General features: G+C 72.3%; 17 protein-coding genes. 7 read left to right on the top strand and 10 right to left on the bottom strand.

Going from position 1 to position 20169, the window contains the following annotated elements:
- Positions 1 to 4: 4 nt before the first annotated feature.
- From DEJ02_RS14965 to DEJ02_RS14980, 4 genes are read right to left on the bottom strand one after another with little or no spacing between them, the layout of a single operon-like run.
- Positions 5 to 1054, bottom strand: a complete 1050-nt coding sequence (locus tag DEJ02_RS14965) for a sugar phosphate isomerase/epimerase (protein ID WP_071405218.1) — start codon at positions 1052 to 1054, stop codon at positions 5 to 7.
- A 34-nt stretch (positions 1055 to 1088) separates the two neighbouring features.
- Positions 1089 to 2201 carry a Gfo/Idh/MocA family protein gene (locus tag DEJ02_RS14970; RefSeq protein ID WP_111033614.1) on the bottom strand — a complete coding sequence of 371 codons (1113 nt, stop codon included), beginning with the start codon at positions 2199 to 2201 and terminating at the stop codon, positions 1089 to 1091.
- Positions 2186 to 2893 carry a ThuA domain-containing protein gene (locus tag DEJ02_RS14975; RefSeq protein ID WP_110865025.1) on the bottom strand — a complete coding sequence of 236 codons (708 nt, stop codon included), beginning with the start codon at positions 2891 to 2893 and terminating at the stop codon, positions 2186 to 2188. The genes DEJ02_RS14970 and DEJ02_RS14975 overlap by 16 nt, the downstream gene beginning before the upstream one ends.
- On the bottom strand, positions 2890 to 4086 hold the full coding sequence (locus DEJ02_RS14980; protein ID WP_253183721.1) for a Gfo/Idh/MocA family protein: 1197 nt from the start codon (positions 4084 to 4086) through the stop codon (positions 2890 to 2892). The genes DEJ02_RS14975 and DEJ02_RS14980 overlap by 4 nt, the downstream gene beginning before the upstream one ends.
- A 97-nt stretch (positions 4087 to 4183) precedes the next feature.
- On the opposite strand from DEJ02_RS14980, the gene xylA reads away from it, so the two are divergent.
- From xylA to DEJ02_RS14995, 3 genes are all read left to right on the top strand, one after another.
- Positions 4184 to 5377, top strand: a complete 1194-nt coding sequence (gene xylA, locus DEJ02_RS14985; RefSeq protein ID WP_111033642.1) for a xylose isomerase — start codon at positions 4184 to 4186, stop codon at positions 5375 to 5377.
- A gap of 53 nt (positions 5378 to 5430) precedes the next feature.
- Positions 5431 to 6915: a xylulokinase gene (gene xylB / locus DEJ02_RS14990; protein WP_111033615.1), complete on the top strand. Its 1485-nt coding sequence runs from the start codon at positions 5431 to 5433 to the stop codon at positions 6913 to 6915.
- Positions 6916 to 6997: 82 nt separating this feature from the next.
- Positions 6998 to 7987 carry an acetylxylan esterase gene (locus DEJ02_RS14995; protein ID WP_111033616.1) on the top strand — a complete coding sequence of 330 codons (990 nt, stop codon included), beginning with the start codon at positions 6998 to 7000 and terminating at the stop codon, positions 7985 to 7987.
- Positions 7988 to 8021: 34 nt separating this feature from the next.
- Here DEJ02_RS14995 and DEJ02_RS18610 read toward each other — a convergent pair whose 3' ends face one another.
- The gene (locus DEJ02_RS18610) at positions 8022 to 8984 is read right to left on the bottom strand and encodes an AraC family transcriptional regulator (protein ID WP_220038391.1); all 963 of its coding nucleotides are present in this window, start codon (positions 8982 to 8984) and stop codon (positions 8022 to 8024) included.
- A gap of 360 nt (positions 8985 to 9344) precedes the next feature.
- Here DEJ02_RS18610 and DEJ02_RS15010 point away from each other — a divergent pair, with 360 nt between their 5' ends.
- Positions 9345 to 10100 carry an AraC family transcriptional regulator gene (locus tag DEJ02_RS15010; protein ID WP_111033618.1) on the top strand — a complete coding sequence of 252 codons (756 nt, stop codon included), beginning with the start codon at positions 9345 to 9347 and terminating at the stop codon, positions 10098 to 10100.
- Positions 10097 to 11122 carry a glycosyl hydrolase family 18 protein gene (locus tag DEJ02_RS15015; RefSeq protein ID WP_111033619.1) on the top strand — a complete coding sequence of 342 codons (1026 nt, stop codon included), beginning with the start codon at positions 10097 to 10099 and terminating at the stop codon, positions 11120 to 11122. Before DEJ02_RS15010 ends, DEJ02_RS15015 begins: the two co-directional genes overlap by 4 nt.
- 93 nt (positions 11123 to 11215) lie before the next feature.
- On the opposite strand, the gene DEJ02_RS15020 is transcribed toward DEJ02_RS15015, so the two are convergent.
- Complete coding sequence (locus DEJ02_RS15020; protein ID WP_111033620.1) at positions 11216 to 11839, bottom strand: CGNR zinc finger domain-containing protein; 624 nt, start codon at positions 11837 to 11839, stop codon at positions 11216 to 11218.
- Between the two features lie 64 nt (positions 11840 to 11903).
- Here DEJ02_RS15020 and DEJ02_RS15025 point away from each other — a divergent pair, with 64 nt between their 5' ends.
- Positions 11904 to 13193, top strand: a complete 1290-nt coding sequence (locus tag DEJ02_RS15025; RefSeq protein ID WP_111033621.1) for an MFS transporter — start codon at positions 11904 to 11906, stop codon at positions 13191 to 13193.
- Positions 13194 to 13233: 40 nt separating this feature from the next.
- Here DEJ02_RS15025 and DEJ02_RS15030 read toward each other — a convergent pair whose 3' ends face one another.
- Genes DEJ02_RS15030 through DEJ02_RS15045 form a run of 4 tightly spaced genes read right to left on the bottom strand, consistent with a single transcriptional unit; the run spans position 13234 to position 18975 of the window.
- Positions 13234 to 15777, bottom strand: a complete 2544-nt coding sequence (locus tag DEJ02_RS15030; RefSeq protein ID WP_181440380.1) for a glycoside hydrolase family 3 N-terminal domain-containing protein — start codon at positions 15775 to 15777, stop codon at positions 13234 to 13236.
- Positions 15774 to 16655: a carbohydrate ABC transporter permease gene (locus DEJ02_RS15035; RefSeq protein ID WP_017886791.1), complete on the bottom strand. Its 882-nt coding sequence runs from the start codon at positions 16653 to 16655 to the stop codon at positions 15774 to 15776. Before DEJ02_RS15035 ends, DEJ02_RS15030 begins: the two co-directional genes overlap by 4 nt.
- Positions 16655 to 17677 (bottom strand): carbohydrate ABC transporter permease, encoded by a 1023-nt coding sequence (locus DEJ02_RS15040; protein ID WP_027464452.1) that lies wholly within the window; start codon positions 17675 to 17677, stop codon positions 16655 to 16657. Before DEJ02_RS15040 ends, DEJ02_RS15035 begins: the two co-directional genes overlap by 1 nt.
- 2 nt (positions 17678 to 17679) lie before the next feature.
- On the bottom strand, positions 17680 to 18975 hold the full coding sequence (locus DEJ02_RS15045; protein WP_111033622.1) for an ABC transporter substrate-binding protein: 1296 nt from the start codon (positions 18973 to 18975) through the stop codon (positions 17680 to 17682).
- A 146-nt stretch (positions 18976 to 19121) separates the two neighbouring features.
- Between DEJ02_RS15045 and DEJ02_RS15050 the strand changes: the two genes are divergently transcribed.
- Entirely contained in the window at positions 19122 to 20165 is a 1044-nt protein-coding gene (locus tag DEJ02_RS15050) for a LacI family DNA-binding transcriptional regulator (RefSeq protein ID WP_181440381.1), read from the top strand.
- Positions 20166 to 20169 lie beyond the last annotated feature (4 nt).

The raw sequence follows: 20169 nt of genomic DNA on the forward strand, positions 1-20169 counted from the left end.
CCGGTCAGCGCGACTGCGAGAACGCGGCGTCGAACGAAGCGTCCGGCGGCGCGATGGTACCGAGCTGCCGGACGAACGCCAGCGCCTCGGGCCCGCCGACGAGCCGGTCCATGCCGGCGTCCTCCCACTCGACGCTGGTCGGTCCGGTGTACCCGATGTGGTTCAGCACGCGGAACACCCGCTCCCACGGCACGTCCCCGTGGCCGGCGGTGACGAAGTCCCACCCCCGCCGGGGGTCGCCCCACGGCAGGTGCGAGGACAGCCGACCGTTGCGCCCGTCGAGCTGCTTCACCGACTCCTTGCAGTGCACGTGGTACACCCGGTCGGCGAAGTCGAGCAGGAACGCCGCGGGGTCGAGGTCCTGCCAGACGAAGTGCGACGGGTCGAAGTTGAACCCGAACGCCGGCCGGTCGCGGAACACCTCGAGGGTCCGCGCAGCGGTCCAGTAGTCGTAGGCGATCTCGGACGGGTGGACCTCGAGCGCGAACCGGACCCCGACCTCCTCGAAGACGTCGAGGATCGGTGACCAGCGGTCGTGGAAGTCCTGGTACCCGGCGTCGATCATCCCCGGGGGCACGGGTGGGAACCCGGCGACGGTCTTCCAGATCGACGAGCCGGAGAAGCCGGTGACGGTGTCCACGCCGAGCGCCGCGGCGGCACGGGCGGTCCACTGCAGTTCCTCGGCCGCACGCTGCCGCACGCCCTCGGGGTCGCCGTCGCCCCACACGTGCGGCGGGACGATGTCCTCGTGCCGCTGGTCGATGGGGTCGTCGCACACGGCCTGGCCGACCAGGTGGTTGGCGATCGTCCAGACCTGCAGCCCGTTGCGTTCCAGGATCGCCTTGCGCTCGGCGACGTACGAGGGGTCCGTCGCGGCGCGCCGGACGTCCAGGTGGTCACCCCAGCAGGCGATCTCCAGCCCGTCGTAGCCCCACTCGCCGGCGAGCCGGGCGACCTCCTCGAAGGGCAGGTCGGCCCACTGTCCGGTGAACAGGGTGACCGGCCTGGAGGCCCGGGTCGTCTCCGTCGTGTCGCTCGCGTCCGTCGTCGTCATCGTCGTCGTCCTTCTTCGCGGTGGTCGGGTTCCGTCACCAGGATCCGGGTGCGGACCCGGCGGGGACGGTGGCGGGTCGCTCGACGCGCGAGTGCACGTCGACGACCGAGTGGTCTCGGGCGGCGGCGGAGACCGCCTCCATGACCTCAAGCACGTGGAACGCGAGGTCACCGGAGGCTCGGTGCGGCCGGTCCGTCGCGATCGCGTGGGCCATGTCGGCGAGGCCGTAGCCGCGGCCGGCGTCGGTGTACCCGGCGGCCACCGGCAGGTCCCGCCACGAGCGGTCGTCGGCGGTGGCGATCGACACGGTGTCCGAGAACCGGTTCGGGTCCGGGACGCCGAGGGTGCCGGCGGTGCCGTACACCTCGAACAGCGGGGCGCGGGTGGCCCACACCTCGAACGAGACGGTCACGGTGGAGACCACGCCGTTCTCGTGCTCGAGGATCGCGACGACGTGGGTGTCGATGTCGACCGGGATCGACGTGCCGGCGTTCGGCCCGGTGGCGATCGTCCGTTCGCGGGTGGAGCGGGTGGCGCTGCCGCTGACCCGGACGACCGGCCCGAAGAACGTGACGAGGCTGGTCAGGTAGTACGGCCCCATGTCGAGGAGCGGTCCGCCGCCCGGCTGGTAGTAGAACGCCGGCGCGGGGTGCCAGAGCTCGTGCCCGGGTGCGCTCCAGGCGACGGCGGCGCCGACCGGAGTGCCGATCGCGCCGTCGTCGAGGGCGGCCCGTGCGGTCTGGATGCCCGTGCCGAGGACGGTGTCCGGGGCGCTGCCGACGCGCAGGCCAGCGGCGCGCGCGGCCTCGAGCACCGGTGCGGCCTCGGCGGTGGACATCGCGAGCGGCTTCTCGCCGTAGACGTGCTTGCCCGCGGCGAGGGCCCGGGTGGCGATGTCGGCGTGCGCGGCCGGGATCGTCAGGTTGAGCACCACGTCGACGTCGTCGGCGGCGAGCAGGTCGTCCACGGTGGTGCCGCGAACGCCCTGTGCCGCACCGACCTGCTGGGCACGGGCGACGTCGAGGTCGGCGACCGCCACGAGCGACAACCCGGGCAGCGCCGGGAAGTGCTCGAAGTACTGCTGGCTGATGACCCCGACGCCGACGACACCGACGCGGAGCACCCCTTCGTTCACCGTGCTGCCCACAGGAGTCCCCGTTCGATGATGGTGCGGAGTGGCTGCGACTCGACGACCTCGAGGCGGTGCCCTGGTGCGGAGACGAACACGCGGCCCTCGCCCCACTGCCGTGTCCAGATCGCCGGTGCGGTGACCGGGCGGTTCCAGGCGTCGAAGTCGCGCGCGTCCTGGGTGGTGGTCGCGAGGACGTCGTTGTACTCGTCGGACAGCACCCAGTACTGCTCGGTGACGAGGTCGAAGTCCTCGATGCCCTGCGTGATCGGGTGCTCGTGCCCGAGGTCGGTGAGGTGCACCGTGTACGGGATGTAGTTGTCCGACTGTTCCCCGACGCGCTCGTCGGGGTGCTTGCCGGCGTGGTGGGCGAACTGGCCGCCGACCATGTGCAGGTAGTCGGCGGTGTTCCGGAACGCGTCCGCGATGCCGCCGTGCCAGCCGGCCAGTCCGGCGCCGCCCAGGACCGCGCGCTGCAGCCCGGCGAACTCGTCGTCGGCGATGGTCGACATCGTGACGACCTGCACGATCAGGTCGACCTCGTCCATGACGGCGGCGTCGGCGTAGACGGCCGTCGAGTCCGACACCCGGACCTCGAACCCGTTCTCGCGCAGGAACGGGACGAACAGGTCGGTGGTCTCGACGGGCTGGTGGCCGTCCCACCCGCCGCGGACGACGAGCGCCTGGCGGGTCTGCTCGGCGGCGCTCACGAGGTCGCCGTCCAGGTGCTGCCGGCGGCGGCGCTGCGTTCGACCGCATCGAGGACCCGCTGCACGTGCAGGCCGTCGGCGAACGACGGCGACGGGTCGGTGCCGGCGACGATCGCGTCGACGAAGTCCTTCACCTGGTGGCTGAAGGTGTGCTCGTACCCGATGAGGTGCCCGGTCGGCCACCACGCGGCCATGTAGGGGTGCTCGGGCTCGGTGACGAGGATGCGGCGGAACCCCTGCTCCCCCGCCGGGGCGTTCGACTCGTACAGCCGGAGCTCGTTCATCGCCTCGAGGTCGAACTGGATCGCGCCCTCGGACCCGCTGATCTCGAGCGTCAGACCGTTCTTCCGCCCGGTCGCGTAGCGCGTGGCCTCGAACGTGCCGATCGCACCGTCGGCCGCGCCGCCGTCGAGTCGTGCGGTGAAGAACGCGGCGTCGTCGACGGTGACCTGCCCGCGCTCGCTCGACGCGGTGCCGGAGAGCCCGACCCCCTCGGCCATCAGCGGACGCTCGGTCACGAAGGTCTCGAGCGTGCCGGAGACGGTGGCGAGCGATGCACCGGTGACGTGCTCGACCAGGTCGATGGCGTGCGCGCCGATGTCCCCGAGCGCACCGGAGCCGGCGAGCGACTTGTCGAGGCGCCAGGTCATCGGGCCGTCCTCGTCCGCCAACCAGTCCTGCAGGTAGAGCGCGCGGACCTGGCGCACGGTGCCGATCCGGCCGTCCTGCACCAGCTGCCGCGCGAACGCGATGGCCGGCACCCGGCGGTAGCTGAACCCGACCATCGCCCGGACACCCTGTGCACGGGCGGCGTCGGCGGCGGCGGTCATCGCCTCGGCCTCGGCGACGGTGTTCGCGAGCGGCTTCTCGCACAGGACGTGCTTGCCGGCCTGGAGCGCGGCGATCGCGATCTCGACGTGCGAGGAGCCAGGGGACACGACGTCGACCACGTCGATGTCCGGATCGGCGACGACGGCGCGCCAGTCGGTGGACGCCGCCTGCCAGCCGTACTGCTGCCGGGCGGCCTCGGTGCGTTCGGGATCACGCCCGACGATCACCGCCATCTCCGGCTCGGTGCCGAGGTCGAAGAACCTGGGGGCGGTCCGCCACGCCTGTGAGTGTGCGGCTCCCATGAAGCCGTGCCCCACCATCGCGACCCGCAGTCGTTGCTGCACCGTCGACTCACTTGCCATCCGCTCGCTCCTTTGCGATCACGTGCTTGCCACAGCCAACACTACCGCTTATGTTGGGCGCGGCAACATTTTGTTTCGACGACGAACGGTGACCACCATGGCAACGACGCCCACCCGTGCAGACAAGTTCTCCTTCGGTCTCTGGACCATCGGCTACAACGGCTCCGACCCCTTCGGCGGGCCGACCCGACCCGCCCTCGACGTGGTCGAGGCGGTCGAGAAGCTCGACGAGCTCGGGGCCTACGGCCTGACCTTCCACGACGACGACCTGTTCGCGTTCGGTTCCACCGACGCCGAACGCCAGACCCAGATCGACCGCCTCAAGGGCGCGCTCGAGTCGACCGGGCTCGTCGTGCCGATGGTCACGACGAACCTGTTCTCCGCTCCGGTCTTCAAGGACGGCGGCTTCACCTCGAACGACCGGCAGGTCCGCCGCTTCGCGCTCCGCAAGGTGCTCCGCAACATCGACCTCGCCGCCGAGCTCGGCGCGTCGACGTTCGTGATGTGGGGTGGCCGCGAAGGCTCCGAGTACGACAGCGCCAAGGACGTGCAGGCCGCGCTCGAGCGGTACCGCGAGGCCGTCAACCTGCTCGCCCAGTACGTCACCGACAAGGGCTACGGCATCCGGTTCGCCATCGAGCCGAAGCCGAACGAGCCCCGCGGCGACATCCTCCTGCCGACCCTCGGCCACGCGATCGCCTTCACCGAGACGCTCGAGCGCCCGGAGCTGTTCGGCATCAACCCCGAGGTCGGCCACGAGCAGATGGCGGGCCTGAACTTCACGGCCGGCATCGCCCAGGCGCTCTACCAGGGCAAGCTCTTCCACATCGACCTCAACGGTCAGCGCGGCATCAAGTACGACCAGGACCTGGTGTTCGGCCACGGCGACCTGCAGAACGCGTTCTCGCTCGTCGACCTGCTCGAGCACGGCGCCCCGCAGGGCGGCCCGGCGTACGACGGCCCGCGCCACTTCGACTACAAGCCCAGCCGCACCGAGGACATCACCGGCGTCTGGGACTCCGCGTCGGCCAACATGCGCATGTACCTGCTCCTCAAGGAGCGTGCGCAGGCGTTCCGCGCCGACCCCGAGGTGCAGGCAGCGCTCGAGGCCTCCAAGGTCGGCGAGCTGTCGACGCCGACGCTGAACGACGGCGAGTCGTACGACACGTTCCTCGCCGACCGTTCCGCCTACGAGGACTTCGACGCCGACGCGTACTTCGGCGGCAAGGGCTTCGGCTTCGTCCGCCTGCAGCAGCTCGCGATGGAGCACTTGATGGGCGCGCGGAATTGACGGCAGACGCGCCAGCGGCTGCATCCCGCGCGCTGAGGCGGCCTGCCGCCGAAGTGGCTGACACCACGGACGAGCGCCAGCTCGTCGCCGGGGTCGACTCGTCGACCCAGTCCTGCAAGGTCACCATCCGTGACGCCGCGACCGGTGCGGTCGTCCGCGAGGGACGCGCGTCCCACCCGGACGGCACCGCCGTCGACCCCCGCCACTGGTGGGACGCCCTCGGTGCCGCCGTCGCGGACGCCGGTGGCCTTGACGACGTCGCCGCCGTCGCGATCGCCGGGCAGCAGCACGGCATGGTCGCGCTCGACGCCGACGGCCGCGTGGTCCGCGACGCCCTGCTCTGGAACGACGTCCGGAGTGCGGACGCGGCCGCGCAGATGGTCGACGACCTCGGCCAGGAGGCGTGGGTCGCCCGGACGGGGCTGGTGCCGGTCGCGTCGTTCACCGGTACCAAGCTGCGGTGGCTCCGCGACGCGGAGCCCGAGAACGCGGCCCGCGTCGCGGCCGTGGCGCTCCCCCACGACTGGCTGTCGTGGCGGCTCCGCGGCCACGGACCGGCGGACGAGAGCCCGCTCGGACCCGACCTCGACGCCCTGGCGACGGATGCGTCCGACGCCAGCGGCACGGCGTACTGGGACCCGGTGCGCCGCGAGTACGACCCGGAGCTGTTCGAGCTCGCGCTCGGGCGGCCGATGCGGCCGGCGTCGATGGGTGACGACGACGCCGTGGTCGTGCCCCGCGTGGTCGCTCCCGACGAGGCGATGGGCACCCTGTCCACCGACGTCGAGCTGCCCGGCGGCGCGGTCGCCCGGTCCGGCCTCGTCGTCGGCGCCGGACTCGGCGACAACGCCGGGGCAGCGCTCGGCCTGGGTCTCGGCCCGGGTGACGTCGCGGTGTCCCTGGGCACGAGCGGCACGGTCTTCGGGGTCAGCGACGCCGAGGTGCGTGACCCGAGCGGGACCGTGGCGGGCTTCGCCGACGGGACCGGGTCGCGCCTCCCGATCGTCACGACGCTCAACGCGGCCCGCGTGCTCGAGGTGATCGGCGGCCTGCTCGGCGTCGACCACGACGCACTCGGCGAGCTGGCGCTGCAGGCGCCGGCCGGGGCCGACGGCCTCGTCCTGGTGCCGTACTTCGTCGGCGAGCGCACGCCCAACCGGCCGGACGCGACCGCATCGCTGCTCGGCATGACGCCGGCGACCACCGACCGGGCGCACCTGGCCAGGGCGGCCGTGGAGGGGATGCTCTGCGCCCTCGCCGACGGACTGGCCGCGGTGCAGGACACCGGGGTGACCGTCGAGCGGCTGCTGCTCATCGGCGGCGCTGCGCGGAACCCGGCGGTCCGCGCCGTCGCCGCGCAGGTGTTCGGCCGTGACGTCCTGGTGCCGGAGCCCGGCGAGTACGTCGCCGCGGGTGCTGCGAAGCAGGCCGCGTGGGCGCTCACCGGCGCACTGCCGACGTGGGACACCGCGACGACCACCGTGCCGTCCGACCCGCACCCCGAGGTGCTCGAGCAGTACCGCGCCGCGGCGCGCTGACCGACGCACCGGATCCGACACTCCCCGCCCCCGGCGCCCTCCACCAGGGCGCCGGGGGCATCATCGTCCCCGGAGGACACCCATGCCACTGACCGACCTGCCCCTCGACGCGCTCCGCGCCCACCGCTCGGACGTCCGTCGTCCCGCTGACTTCGACGCCTTCTGGGCGGACACGATCGCCGCCGCCCGGACCGCGGGCGAGGGGTTCGAGACGACCCTCGTGCCGGCCGAGACCCCGGTGACCGGGCTCGTCGTCGAGGACCTGACGTTCCCCGGGTTCGCCGGTGACCCGGTGCGCGCGTGGGTCAACCGTCCCGTGACCGACGACCCGGGCGCACTGCCGGTCATCGTCGAGTTCCTCGGCTACGGCGGTGGCCGTGGTCGCCCGGGCGAGCGCGTGCACTGGGCCCTCGCCGGGTACGTGCACGTGGTGATGGACACCCGCGGCCAGGGCTCCGGGTGGGCCGGCGGCGACACCCCGGACCCGCACGGCTCCGCACCGCACGCCAGCGGCTGGATGACGAGCGGCATCGGCTCGCCCGCCGACCACTACTACCGCCGCGTCTACACCGACGCCGTGCGGCTCGTCGAGGCGGTGCGCACGCTGCCCGGGATCGACCCCGAGCGCATCGCCCTGACCGGCGGCAGCCAGGGCGGCGGCATCACGATCGCCGCAGCGGCCCTGGTCGAGGCACACGTCGGACCGGTCGCCGCGGTGCTGCCCGACGTGGCGTTCCTGGCCGACTGGCGGAACGGCACCGACGTCGCGGTCGGCGGGCCGTACCTGGAGCTCGCGCAGTACCTCGCCGTCCACCGCGACGCGGCCGACACCGTGTGGGCGACCGCCGCGTACCTGGACGGGGTCAACCACGCCGCAGGCATCACTGCCCCGGCGCTGTTCTCGGTCGCGCTGATGGACGACGTCGTGCCGCCGCGCACGACCTTCGCCGCGTTCAACGCCCTCGGCTCCACCGACCGCGAGATCGTCGTGTACCCGTACAACGGGCACGAGGGCGGCGGCTTCCGGCACTGGGAGCGTCAGGCGGCGTTCCTGGCGGACCGCTTGCGCTGACGGACGTCGGGCGGCAGACGTCGGGCGTCAGGGTTCAGGTGCTCGTCTGGAGCGTCTTCTTCGGGTACTCGTCGAAGCGCTGGAAGTACGTGCTCGAGAACCGCCCCATGTGGCGGAAGCCCCACCGGTGCGCGACCTCGGCCACCGTCGTCTGCGCACCGTCGGCGAGCTGGAGCGCGATCCGGACCCGGTCGAGGCGGACCTGCAGCAGGTACGTCATGGGGCTCACGCCGACGTGCTGCACGAAGTTCTCCTGGAGCGTGCGGGAGCTGACCCCGACGGCCCCGCAGACGTCCGCGAGCTGGAGCTGCCGGTCGCAGTGCTCCGCGAGCCAGGCCTGTGCGAGCTGCACGGTGTTCACCGTCCGGCGCACCGGCCGCGCGTCGGGTTCGGCGTCCGCGCCGCCGAAGGCCCGCAGGACGGACTCGGCCAGCAGCACCTGTGCCGACAGGTGCCCGCCCGGGTTGCGGTCGGGGTGCAGCGCGTTGACGGCGACCGCATCGATGCGGGCGAGCAGCTGGGACACCTCGGCCTCGGCCGGGCGGGATCGCAGTCGGCCGGCGAAGCGGTGGTCGAACACGACCCCGTTCACGGCGTCGAGGAAGCCGCGGTCGACCCGCAGGACCTGGACGGTCCCCGCCGGCACGAGCAGCGTGAACGGCCGGTCCGTCGGCAGGAGCACCGGCACACCGGGCCGGGTGGGCGCGTCGTCGTCGACCCGCAGGCACCCCGCGGTCGACCACGCCAGCACCGGTGTGCCGTCCGGCGTGAACGAGGCGGCGGTGGTCGTCGACACCGCCGACGACAGCAGTGCGACGTTGTGGTGGCGCACCGTCCGGTGGCGGAACGCGAACCGGTCGGTGGGCGCGAACCGGACGTCGCGACCGTCGTACACGGCACGCACCGTCCGGACGGCGTCCGCAGTGGTCCGGCCGCACCGCTCGGCGGTCCGGGGCGCGTTGCCGACGGCGACCCGCGGGACGGTGTCGCTGCTCACTGGCCCGACCCTCGCCGGGCGCGGAGGTCCGCGAAGGTGAACCGCTCGCGGTCGACATCGTCCTCGGACTGCACGATCCACCCGCGTCGGGCAGCGCGTGCCCGAGCCCGGTAAGAGGTGATGTGGACCGGGGCGACCCCCGGTGCACGCTCGTAACCACTCATCAGATCCTCCGATCTGTCCCCGTGCCTCCGACCCTGTTCGGAGGGGGACAGTTTGAGTACCTCTTGGACGATAAGCGCCCTCACCGGGGTCCACAATGGCCCCCGAACGGGTGCGATCCACATCCGCGCACCCCGGATAACGGCGGCGTCGTGGCGTCGGAGGCCGATCGGCCCGACCGACTCGTACCCTCCACGTATGGACCAGGCACCGACCACGGCGAGTGGTCCCGAGCACGGCGGAGCACGGCTGTCCCGCACCGTGCACGAGGCGCTGCGGTTCGTACACGCCCACGCCCGCGAAGCGATCTCCGTACCGGACATCGCCGCCGCCGCACACCTGTCGACCCGCGGCCTGCAGAGCGCGTTCCGGCGGGAGCTGCAGACCTCACCCGCGTCGTACCTGCGCGGGGTGCGACTCGAGGGCGTCCGCCGCGACCTGCTGTCGATGACACCGGCCGACCGTCGCACCATCGCGGACGTCGCGAAGCACTGGCACTTCAGCAACGCCGGGCGGATGGCGGCCGAGTACCGCGCCGCGTTCGGCACCGCACCGTCGGCGGCGCTCCGGTCGTTCGACCCGGAGGACCCGGACCCCCGCGCCACGTCGGACCTCGCCGGGTCCCCGGCCGAGGGATCACGCTTCCGGATCGTGCTCGACTGCGAGGTGGAGGTCGACGACGCCGACGCGACCTTCGCCCATGCCCTGCGCCGTGCCCAGGGCGACGACCGCCCCTGGCACGGCTACGACCCCGACGGCAGCACGGCGGACGTCGTCGCGTTCCTGCTGGCGAACGCCGTCCGCGGGGTCGCCGGGGACACCTCCGGCATCCGGCTGCGTGCGGTCAACCCGATGCTGCGGGCTCCGGACGAGCACGGCGGGTACCCGTCCGCCGAGCTCCCGCCGTGGTCGGCACCCGGCCACCCCGAACGGCAGGACGGTCCCCCAGCGTGACGCTCGACCACCGGGGCCGCTGGACGGTCCTGCTCGCCGCCGCGCTCACTGCAGGACTCGCGCTCGCCGGCTGCACGGTCCCGACCGCCGCCCGGGCCGACGGGTTCGACGTGACCGGCTTCCAGCCCGAGAACGCCGACACCGCCCTGGTGGACGCGAACGCCGCCGCGATGGACGTGGTCGGCGTCGACGGGCTGCTGGTGAACCGCACGGGCACGAAGGTCACCGCACCGTCGCGCGCTGCCAAGGCCCAGCGCAACCGGGCACACGCCAACGGGCTCACCGCGCAGCTGCTCGTCAGCAACTACTCCGAGGCCGACGGGGACTTCAGCGAGCCGATCGCCCGGAAGCTCCTGACCTCGCCCGCGAACCGCGCCCGGGTCGTCCGATCACTCGCCGCCGACGTGGCCACGGGCGGCTGGGACTCGGTCATGATCGACCTCGAGGCGCTGACCCCGGCCGAGAAGCCCGGTCTCACCGCCTTCGCCCGGGAGCTCCGGGCCGCCGTCGGCGACGACGTCCGGCTCGACATCGCCCTGTCCGCGTCGACCACGGCCGCCGGGTACGCCCGCCTCGGCTACGACGTGCGCGCCCTCCGCGCCCCGCTCGACCACCTGACGCTCATGGCCTACGACCAGCACGGCCCCTGGGAGCCGGACGCACCCGGCCCGGTCGGGTCGCTCGCGTGGTCGTCGAAGGCCGTCCGCGCGCTCGCGACCCTCGCTCCCGCCGACCAGACCGTGCTCGGTGTCGCCGGGTACGGCTACCACTGGAAGGGGAAGCGTCCGGCCGGTCAGCTCTCCGACGCCCAGGCCCGGCTCCGGGTCCGGAAGGCGGGCGCGACCGCCCGCTGGGACGCGACGGTCGGCGAGTGGACCGCGACCCTGCCGAGCGGTGAGGTGCTCTGGTGGTCCGACGCACGCTCGCTGCGCGAACGGGTCGCGCTGGCGGAACGGCTCGGCCTGACGGGCGTCGCCGTCTGGTCGCTGGACCTGTCCGACCGGATCGAACCGGTCGGGTGACCGCACCCGCTGACGGACAGGAGGCGCGGTGCGAGCCCGCACCGCGCCTCCCGTCCATCGCCTGGTCGCGCCCCGGGCGCGTGGTGCGCGCTGTCAGTCCTGACGGCCGCCCTGTGGCGTCGTGGCTCCGCGACGCTTCGCCTGGTGCCGCGCGACCCGGTTGCGGTTGCCGCACCCCGCGGCCGTGCACCAGACGCGGTTGTGCCGGGGCGACGTGTCCAGGTAGACCCAGCCGCACGCGTCGTCGCCGCACTGCCGCGCCGCACTGAGGTCGGACGTCAGCAGTTCCTGCGCGAGCAGTGCGATCGCACCCCGCGGCCCGGACAGGTCGGCGCGCATCCGCCACGACCACGACGCCCCGTCCGTGCCCTGCTCGAGCGTCGCGCGCCCGAGCGCAGCGACGTACTCGGACGCGACGTGGGCGGCGGCGCGCGGTGACGACGCGAACACCGCTTCGTACACCGCCTCGCGGAGCGCCAGCACCGCCGTGTGCTCCTGCGCTGCGACGTCGGGCGCGGCTGCGGCGAGCCGGCTGATCTCGTCCGCACCGCCGGGCAGGACGCCCATCTGCTCGCACCACGCCACGACGGCGCTGAAGCTGCTCAGGGTGTCGATCGAACGACGGGGATCGAGGCGCCAGTGCACGGTGTCGACGAGGTCGAGCGCCGCGTGTCCCCCCACGTCCGGGAACGTCGGCTGCGCGTCGGGGACCACCATGCTCCGAGACTAATGCGTGATCAACCGTTGTGCCATGTGCATCGCCTGTGCCAGGGTCTAATGCATGACGAGCGTTCCACGCGTTAGCGCAGCACGGACCGGCCTCGGCCCGGACTTCACGCGGTTCTGGGTGGCGCAGGGCGCCTCGGCCGTCGGCGGGCAGGTGAGCGAACTGGCGGTGCCGTTGCTCGCCGTCGTCGTCCTGCACGCGTCCGCCGGCGAGGTCGGGGTGCTGAACGCCGCGCGGTGGCTCCCGTTCCTCCTGCTCGCGCTGCCCCTCGGGGTCCTGGTCGACCGTCGTCGCCGTCGACCGGTCCTCGTCGTGTCCGACCTCGCTCGGGCTGCCCTCACCGTGGTCGTCGTGGTGGTGGCGTTCAGCGGGGCGCTGACCCTGCCGGTGCTCGTCGTCCTGGTCGGGCTGCTCGGCGCGTTCACCGTCGCGTTCGAGGTGAGCTACCAGTCGTTCCTGCCGACGGTCGCCGGACGCCGGCAGCTCGAACGCGCGAACGGGCGGCTGGAGGCGACGGCGGCGGCGGCCGAGGTCGGTGGCCCAGGACTCGGAGGCCTGCTCGTCCAGGTGCTCTCGGCGCCGTGGGCCCTCGCGGTCCACGCCGTGACGTACGTCGTGTCGGCGGTGGCACTGCTCGGCATCCGCGCGCCCGAGGCCCGCCCGACCCCGACCGGACGGAGTGCTCTGCGAGACCTGGCCGAGGGCCTGCGGTTCGTCGGTCGCGACCGGTACTTGGTCTCGCTGGTCGGCTTCGCCGGGATCTACAACCTCTTCGCGCAGTGGGTGATGGTGCTCTTCACCGTGCACGCCGTGCGGCAGCTCGGACTGGACGCGGGGCTGCTCGGCCTCGTCTTCAGCCTCGGGGCGATCGGCGCCGTGGTCGGCGCCTCCGCGGCACCGTCGAGTGTCCGCCGGTTCGGTGCCGGGCCAGTCCTGGTCGCCTGCGCCACGGCCGAGTGCGTCGCGCTCGCAGTGCTCCCCGTGATCGATCCATCGTGGTCGACGCCGGTCACGGTCACCGTCCTGATCGGGGTGTTCGCCGTGAACGGCGCGGGGACCGCACTGTCGAGCGTCGTCGCACTCACGCTCCGGCAGCTGCGTTCGCCGGACCAGGTGCTCGGTCGCGTCAACGCCACCATGCGCTGGCTGTCCTACGGCGTCATCGCGATCGGGGCCGGGCTCGGCGGCCTGGTCGGAGAGCTGCTCGGCACGCGGACCGGCCTCGCCCTGGGGTGCGCGGGGATCTTGCTCACCGTCGTCTGGGTCGTCGCCTCACCGCTCCGTGGTCTGCGCGACCCGGCCGCACTCGCCACCGACCCCGAGGCTGGTCGACGGACGGGATGAGGGGAGGCATCGGTGGTGCCGACGCCTCCCCGCACTGCCGTCAGACGAGCGACCACTCCACCAGGCGGGGGTCGCCCGGGGTGACCTCGTGCACCGCGCCCGTGACCGCGACGGTGGCGCGCTCCGTGGCGGTGCCGGGGACGGGGTGTCGGACCGGCCCGTCGCCCGAGGCGACGATCCCACCCGCTGCCACCGGGCCTCCCGGCCGGGACGCCGCCGCGTGCGACGCGACCCAGACCTGCACGTCGCCGGGTTCGACCACCTTGCGCATCCGACGGTCGGTGAACGCGAAGCGCTGCACCGGGACGCGGAAGCGGACCCGCGCGGACTCCCCCGCGGCGAGCGCTACCCGCGCGTAGCCGAGGAGCTGCACCTCCGGCCGGGTGACGCTGCCGTGCACGTCGTGCCCGTAGAGCTGCACGACGTCCTCGCCGGCACGGGACCCGGTGTTCCGGACCGTCACCGACGCGGTGAAGACGCCGTCGGATCGGACGTCCGGGTCGACGACGAGCTCCTCGTACGCAAAGTCGGTGTAGCCGAGGCCGAAGCCGAACGGCCGCACCGGCGTCGAGTCGGCGGCCGTGACGTCGGACGGACCGCCGAGCCGCGGGTGCAGGTACGTGAACGGCTGCGCGCCGGCGGACCGGGGCAGGGACAGTGGCAGCCGACCCGAGGGCGGGGCCGCGCCGGTGAGCAGGTCGGCGATCGCCAACCCGCCGCCCTCGCCCGGGAAGAACGCCTGCACGACCGCGGCCGGACGCGGCTGGTCGCCGTCGAGCGCCCAGCCGATCGCGTACGGCCGGCCGGTCAGCAGCACCATCACGGTGGGGGTGCCGGTCGCGACGACGGCCTCGACCAGCTCACGCTGCACGCCGGGCAGGTCGAGCGACTCGGTGTCGTTGCCCTCGCCGACCGTGCCGCGGCCGAAGAGTCCGGCCTGGTCACCGACGACGACCACCGCGACGTCCGAGGCGGAGGCCACGGCGACCGCGTCGGCGAAGCCGGCCCGGTCGTCGCCCGTGACGGCGCAGCCCGTGGCGAAGCGGACAGCCGCCGGGCCGAGGGCCCGGACGACGGCTTCACGGACGGTCGGGATCGCGAAGCCGAGCGGCAGGTCGGGATGCGAGGCGAGCACGTGGTTGGCGAACGAGTAGCAGCCCTGCAGGGCCTCGGCGCGGTCGGCGTTCGGGCCGATGACCGCGACGGAGGCGCCCGGTGCGAGCGGGAGGACGGGGGTGGTGCTGCCGGTGGTCCCACTGTCGACGGTGGCGGTGCCGCTGTTGGCGCTGCCGCTGTCGTTCGACAGCAGCACGAGCGACTTCGCCGCCAGCTGGCGTGCGAGTGCCTGGTGCAGCGGGGTGTCGAGGTCGATCCCGGTGGGGGCGTCCTCGGCGAACGCGTCCGCTTCGAGCAGTCCGAGCCGCTCCTTCTGCCGGAGCACCCGGAGCACGGCACGGTCGACGAGTGCCTCGTCCACCTGCCCGCTGCGGACCCGCTCGACGAGCGGCGCGAGGTACGCGTCACCGGTCGGGAGCTCGACGTCGATGCCGGCCTCGAGCGCCAGCGCCGCGGCCTCGCCACGGTCGGCGGCGATGCCGTGCATGACCTCGAGGAACGCCACCGAGAAGTAGTCCGCGACGACCGTGCCCTCGAAGCCGAGCCGGTCGCGGAGCAGGTCGGTGAGCAACTCGCCGTTCGCCGCGACGGGCACGCCGTCGATCTCGGCGTACGAGTTCATGACGCTCCGGGCGCCGCCGTCGCGCAGCGCCATCTCGAACGGCGGCAGGTAGACGTCGGCGACCTCGCGGGCCCCGGCGTGCACGGGGGCGTGGTTCCGTCCCGCCTGCGACGCCGAGTACCCGAGGAAGTGCTTCAGGGTCGCATCGACCCCGGCAGACTGCAACCCGCGCACGTACGCGGTGCCGACCGTGCCGACCAGGTAGGGGTCCTCGGCGATGCACTCGTCGACCCGCCCCCAACGCGGGTCGCGGATGACGTCGAGGACCGGCGCGAGGCCCTGGTGGACGCCGAGCTGCCGCATCGATGCACCGATCGCGGCGCCGACCTGCTCGACGAGCTCCGGGTCGAACGACGCGCCCCATGCCAGCGGCGTCGGGAACGTCGCGGCCTTCCACGCGGCGAGGCCGGTCAGGCACTCCTCGTGGACGAGCGCGGGGATCCCGAGCCGGGTCTCGCGCTGCAGGCGGCGCTGTTCGGCCCAGAGCCAGGCGGCACGCTCGTCGGGTTCGACGGGGCGGGTGCCGTAGACGCGGGTGAACTGCCCGATGCCGTCGCGCGTGATGTCCGCCAGGGTGCTGCCCTGCTGCACGGCCGCCATCTCGCCCTGCATGGGGGCGACGACGCCGTTCTGGTCGAGCCAGTAGCCGACGAGCTGGGCGACCTTCTCGTCGAGGGTCATCACGGCGAGCAGGGCGTCAGCGCGGGGTCCGGCGGTGGTCGCGTCGGTCGCCGTCGCGGTCGCGTCCGTCGCGGCTGCGTCCGTCGCGGTCGTCGCGTCCGTCGCGCTGTCGGCCTGGAGGCGCGGATCGCGTCCGGCGGTCCGCGTCGCGTCGGTCGCGGTCACCCCTTCACCGCCCCGGTCAGGCCGCCGACGATGCGGCGCTGGAAGATCGTGAAGAACACGAGGGCCGGGATCATCGACATCGAGGTGAACGCGAGCACCTTGGCGGTGTCGACGGAGTACTGCGACGAGAACGACTGGACCCCGAGCGGCAGCGTGTACGCGGCCTCGTTGTTCAGGATGAACAGCGGCAGGATGTAGCTGTTCCAGCTGGCGATGAACGCCAGGATGCCGACCGTGACGACGCCGGGCAGCGACAGCGGCACGACCATGCGGAAGAAGAACCCGAGACGGCTCGCCCCGTCGATGGACGCGGCCTCCTCGAGCTCGTCGGGGATCGCCCGCAGGAACGGCACCAGGATGATGACGGTGGTCGGCAGCGCGAACGCGATCTGCGGCAGGATCACGCCGGCCAGGCTGTTCGTCAGACCGAGGTCCTTGACGAGCAGGTACAGCGGGGTGATCGCGACCGTGATCGGGAACATCAAACCGGCGGCGAACAGGGCGTACAGCGCCCCGCGGCCGGCGAACCGGTAGCGGGCGAGCACGAAGCTCACCATCAGCCCGAGCACGACGACCCCGAGGGTGGTCGTGACGGCGCTGATCGTGGAGTTGCCGAGCTGCTGCCAGAAGATGCCGCTGGACAGCACGGAACCGTAGTTGCCGAACTCGAACGGTGCCGGCAGCCCGGCGGGGCTCGTCGTGATCTGCGAGTTGGTCCGGAAGCCGCCCAGCACGATGTAGAGCACGGGTGCCAGGTTGGCGGCGACGAACAGGATCGCGACGACGTAGGTCAGCGGGTTCGCGCGTCCGATCGCGGCACTGGACCGGCGCTCCCGCACGGCCCGGCGCCCGGGGGCGACGATGCTCGTGGTGGCCATCAGTTCTTCCTCTCGGTGAGTGCACCCGCGGTGTCGCGGCGGAGCACGAAGCGCTGGTAGATCAGGGCGACCACGAGCGAGATCACGAACATCACGACCGCGACGGCGCTGCCGAAGCCGAAGTTGCCCGAGGTCCGGCCGTTGGCGACCATGTACGTCGCCATCGTCGAGGTGCCCGCGGTCGACGCGATGTACTGCCCCCAGATGATGTAGACGAGGTCGAACAGCTGCAGCGAGCCGATGATCGACAGGAACGCCCAGATGCGGATGGTCGGACCGAGCAGCGGCAGCGTGATGCGCCGCTGGATCTGCCAGTAGCCGGCGCCGTCGATGGCGGCGGCCTCGAACAGTTCCTCGGGGATGCTCTGCAGGCCGGCGAGGAACAGGATCACCGCGAAGCCGATGTACTTCCACGAGATGATCACGAGCAGCGTCCAGATGGCGATGTCGGGGTTCGACAGCCAGTCCGCACGGAGTCCGCCCAGGCCGATGCTCTGGAACAGGTCGTTCACGGCGCCGTTCGACTGGAGCATCAGGCTCCAGCCGGTGCCGACGATCACCTCGGAGATGACGTACGGCACGAAGACGAGCACGCGGACGAGCCCGCGGCCGTGCATCTTCTGGTTGAGCAGCAGTGCGAGCACGATCGCGATCGGCCCCTGCAGCACCAGGGAGAGCACGACGATGAAGCCGTTGTGCATCAGGACCGCGTGGAACGCCTTGTCCTGGAAGATGATCAGGTAGTTCTGCAGTCCGACGAAGTCGGTGGGCGGGCCGTAGCCCTGCCACTTGAAGAACCCGTAGTAGGCGGCGAGCGCCACGGGCAGGATCACGAACGTGACGAAGACGATGACCGCGGGTCCGGCGAGGACCGCGATCTCGACGCGCTTCCGCCAGTCCGCGATGCGGCGCTTGGTCCGCCGACCGGCGGGGAGCGGCGAACCGCTCCCCGCCGGGGACGTCCCCGCGGCCGTGTCCGACCCGGTGGTCGGAGTCGTACCGAGCGAGGTGTCGAGGGTCATGCTCAGCCCTTGGCCGCAGCCTGGTTGGTGGTCTCGACGATGTCCTTCGCGTCGCCCTTGCCGGCGAGCAGGTCGACGACGCTGGTGTTCAGCGCGTTGCCGACGTTCTGGCCGTACAGGGTGTCGAGGTACTGCGAGACGAACGGGGCCTCCTGGTAGGCGGCCAGGGCCGACTTCAGGTAGTCCGAGTCGACGACCGACTGGGCCTCCTTGTTGACCGGGATGGCGTTGAAGGCCTTGTAGTAGGCCTCCTGGTTGTCCTTCTGCACGATGAAGTTCAGGAAGTCGGTGCAGGCCTTCTTCGGGGCCTGTGCCGAGCAGGAGTTGCCGTCGACACCACCCATCATCGACTTCGGGTCACCCTTGCCACCGTCGATCGCGGGGAACGGGAACCAACCGAGGTCGGGCAGCGGCTTGGCGTCCGGCGTCAGCGACGCGATCACGCCCGGGTCCCACGCGCCCATGAGCTCCATGGCCGCCTTGTGGTTGGCGAGGAGACCGGCGGAGCTGCCGGCGCCCTGCTGTGCGGCGGTGGTGAGGAAGCCGTTGTTGAAGGGCTTGGTGGCGTTGAAGTCCTCGAGCTGCTCGCCGGCCTTCGTCCAGCAGGCGTTGTCGAACTTCAGCGACTTCGCGGCGTCCTCGAGCGTCTTCTGGCTGCACTCGCGGAGCGCGAAGTTGTAGTACCAGTGGGCGGCCGGCCAGGCGTCCTTCGCGCCGACGGCGACCGGGTCGATGTCCTTGGCCTTGAGCTTCGTGATCGCGTCGTCCAGCTCGTCCATGGTCGTGGGCGTGCCCTCGATGCCGGCTTCCTTGAACAGGTCCTTCGAGTACCAGATGCCCTCGGGGAGCACCGCGCCCGGCATGGCGTAGGTCTTGCCGTCCTTCTCGTACCCGGCGAACGTGCCCGCGCTGATGGACTTCTTCGCGTCGGCGCTGATGGAGTCGGAGATGTCCATGAGCTGCCCGGCAGCGATCATCGCGTCCATCTTGCCGCCGCCGCGCTGCAGGAACACGTCGGGGGCGTCGCCGGAGTTGAGGGCGGTCTGGAGCTTGCCGTCCAGGTCCTCGTTCTGGATCGCCTGGGTCTTGATGGTGACGTTCGGGTACTTCTCCTCGAACGCCTTGACCGTCGAGGCCCAGTAGGCCTTGCCCGGTCCGGTGGTCGAGTTGTGCCAGAAGGTCATCGTGACCTTCCCGCCGTCCTCGGAGGCATCGCTGCCCGCCGAGCACCCACTGGCCACCAGTGCTGTGGCCCCGATCAGCGCGATGGCTGCCGCGGCACGGATCTTCCTCGTCATCGTGGAACTCCTGAAGTGTCGTCGTTGACATGCGCGACATCGACTGCCGCTGCGGAGAGCATGCCTGCTGCTCCTGGCCTATGTCAATCGATATCGATAACGTTTTCTTTACCGTTCGCATGGTGCCGCAGCGGTACGGTGTGCACATGGACTCGGCACTCGGCGCGCGTCCCGGTGCCGGCCGGGTGACGATCGGCGACGTGGCGCGGGTGGCCGGGGTCTCGATCCCGACGGTGTCCAAGGTGATCAACCAGCGGGACGGGGTCGCACCCGCCACGATGCTCCGCGTGCAGCAGGTGGTCGACGACCTGGGGTACGAGACGTCGCTGGTCGCCCGGAGCCTGCGGAGTTCGCGGACCGGGGTCGTCGGCATCCTGGTGCCCGAGTTCGAGCCGTTCTCGACCGAGCTGCTCCGCGGCATCTCGCGGGCGGCCACCGGCACCGGCTACGAGCTCCTCGCCTACGCCGGCCTGATGACCGGCGCCGACCGACCCGGGTGGGAGCGCCGGTCGCTGTCCCGCCTGTCCGGCACCCTGATCGACGGCGCGATCGTCGTCACCCCGACCACGGCACTGTCGAGCTCGTCGATCCCCGTCGTGGCGATCGACCCGCACACCGGGCCGGAGGGGCACGCCACCGTCGACGCGGACAACGAGGCCGGCGCGGTGCAGGCCGTCGAACACCTGCTGTCACTCGGGCACACCCGCATCGCGCACCTGCAGGGACGCGCCGACCTGGCCTCCGCCCAGCTGCGCGCGGCCGGGTACCGCTCGGCCCTGACCGCCGCGGGCATCACGGTCGACGAGTGCCTGCTGCGTGACGGCGGCTACCAGGAGGACCAGTCCGCGGCCGTCGCCCGCGAGCTCCTGACCCTCGCCGACCGCCCCACAGCGGTGTTCGCCGCGAACGACTCGTCGGCGATCGGTGTGCTCCGCGCCGCGGCCGAGGTCGGGCTCCGCGTCCCCCAGGACCTGTCCGTCGTGGGCTTCGACGACGTGCCACAGGCGTCCACCACGACCCCGCCGCTCACCACGGTGTCGCAGCCGCTCGCCGAGCTCGGGTCGCACGCCGTGCAGATGCTCCTGACGATGCTCCGTGGCGAACCGACCACGGACCACGTCCGGCTCCCCACGACCCTGCGGGTTCGGGCGAGTACGGGCCCCGCGCCGAGGCCGACGCCCCGCCGCTGAGCAC

The organism is Curtobacterium sp. MCLR17_042 (assembly GCF_003234695.1).
GTDB classification, from domain to species: domain Bacteria; phylum Actinomycetota; class Actinomycetes; order Actinomycetales; family Microbacteriaceae; genus Curtobacterium; species Curtobacterium flaccumfaciens.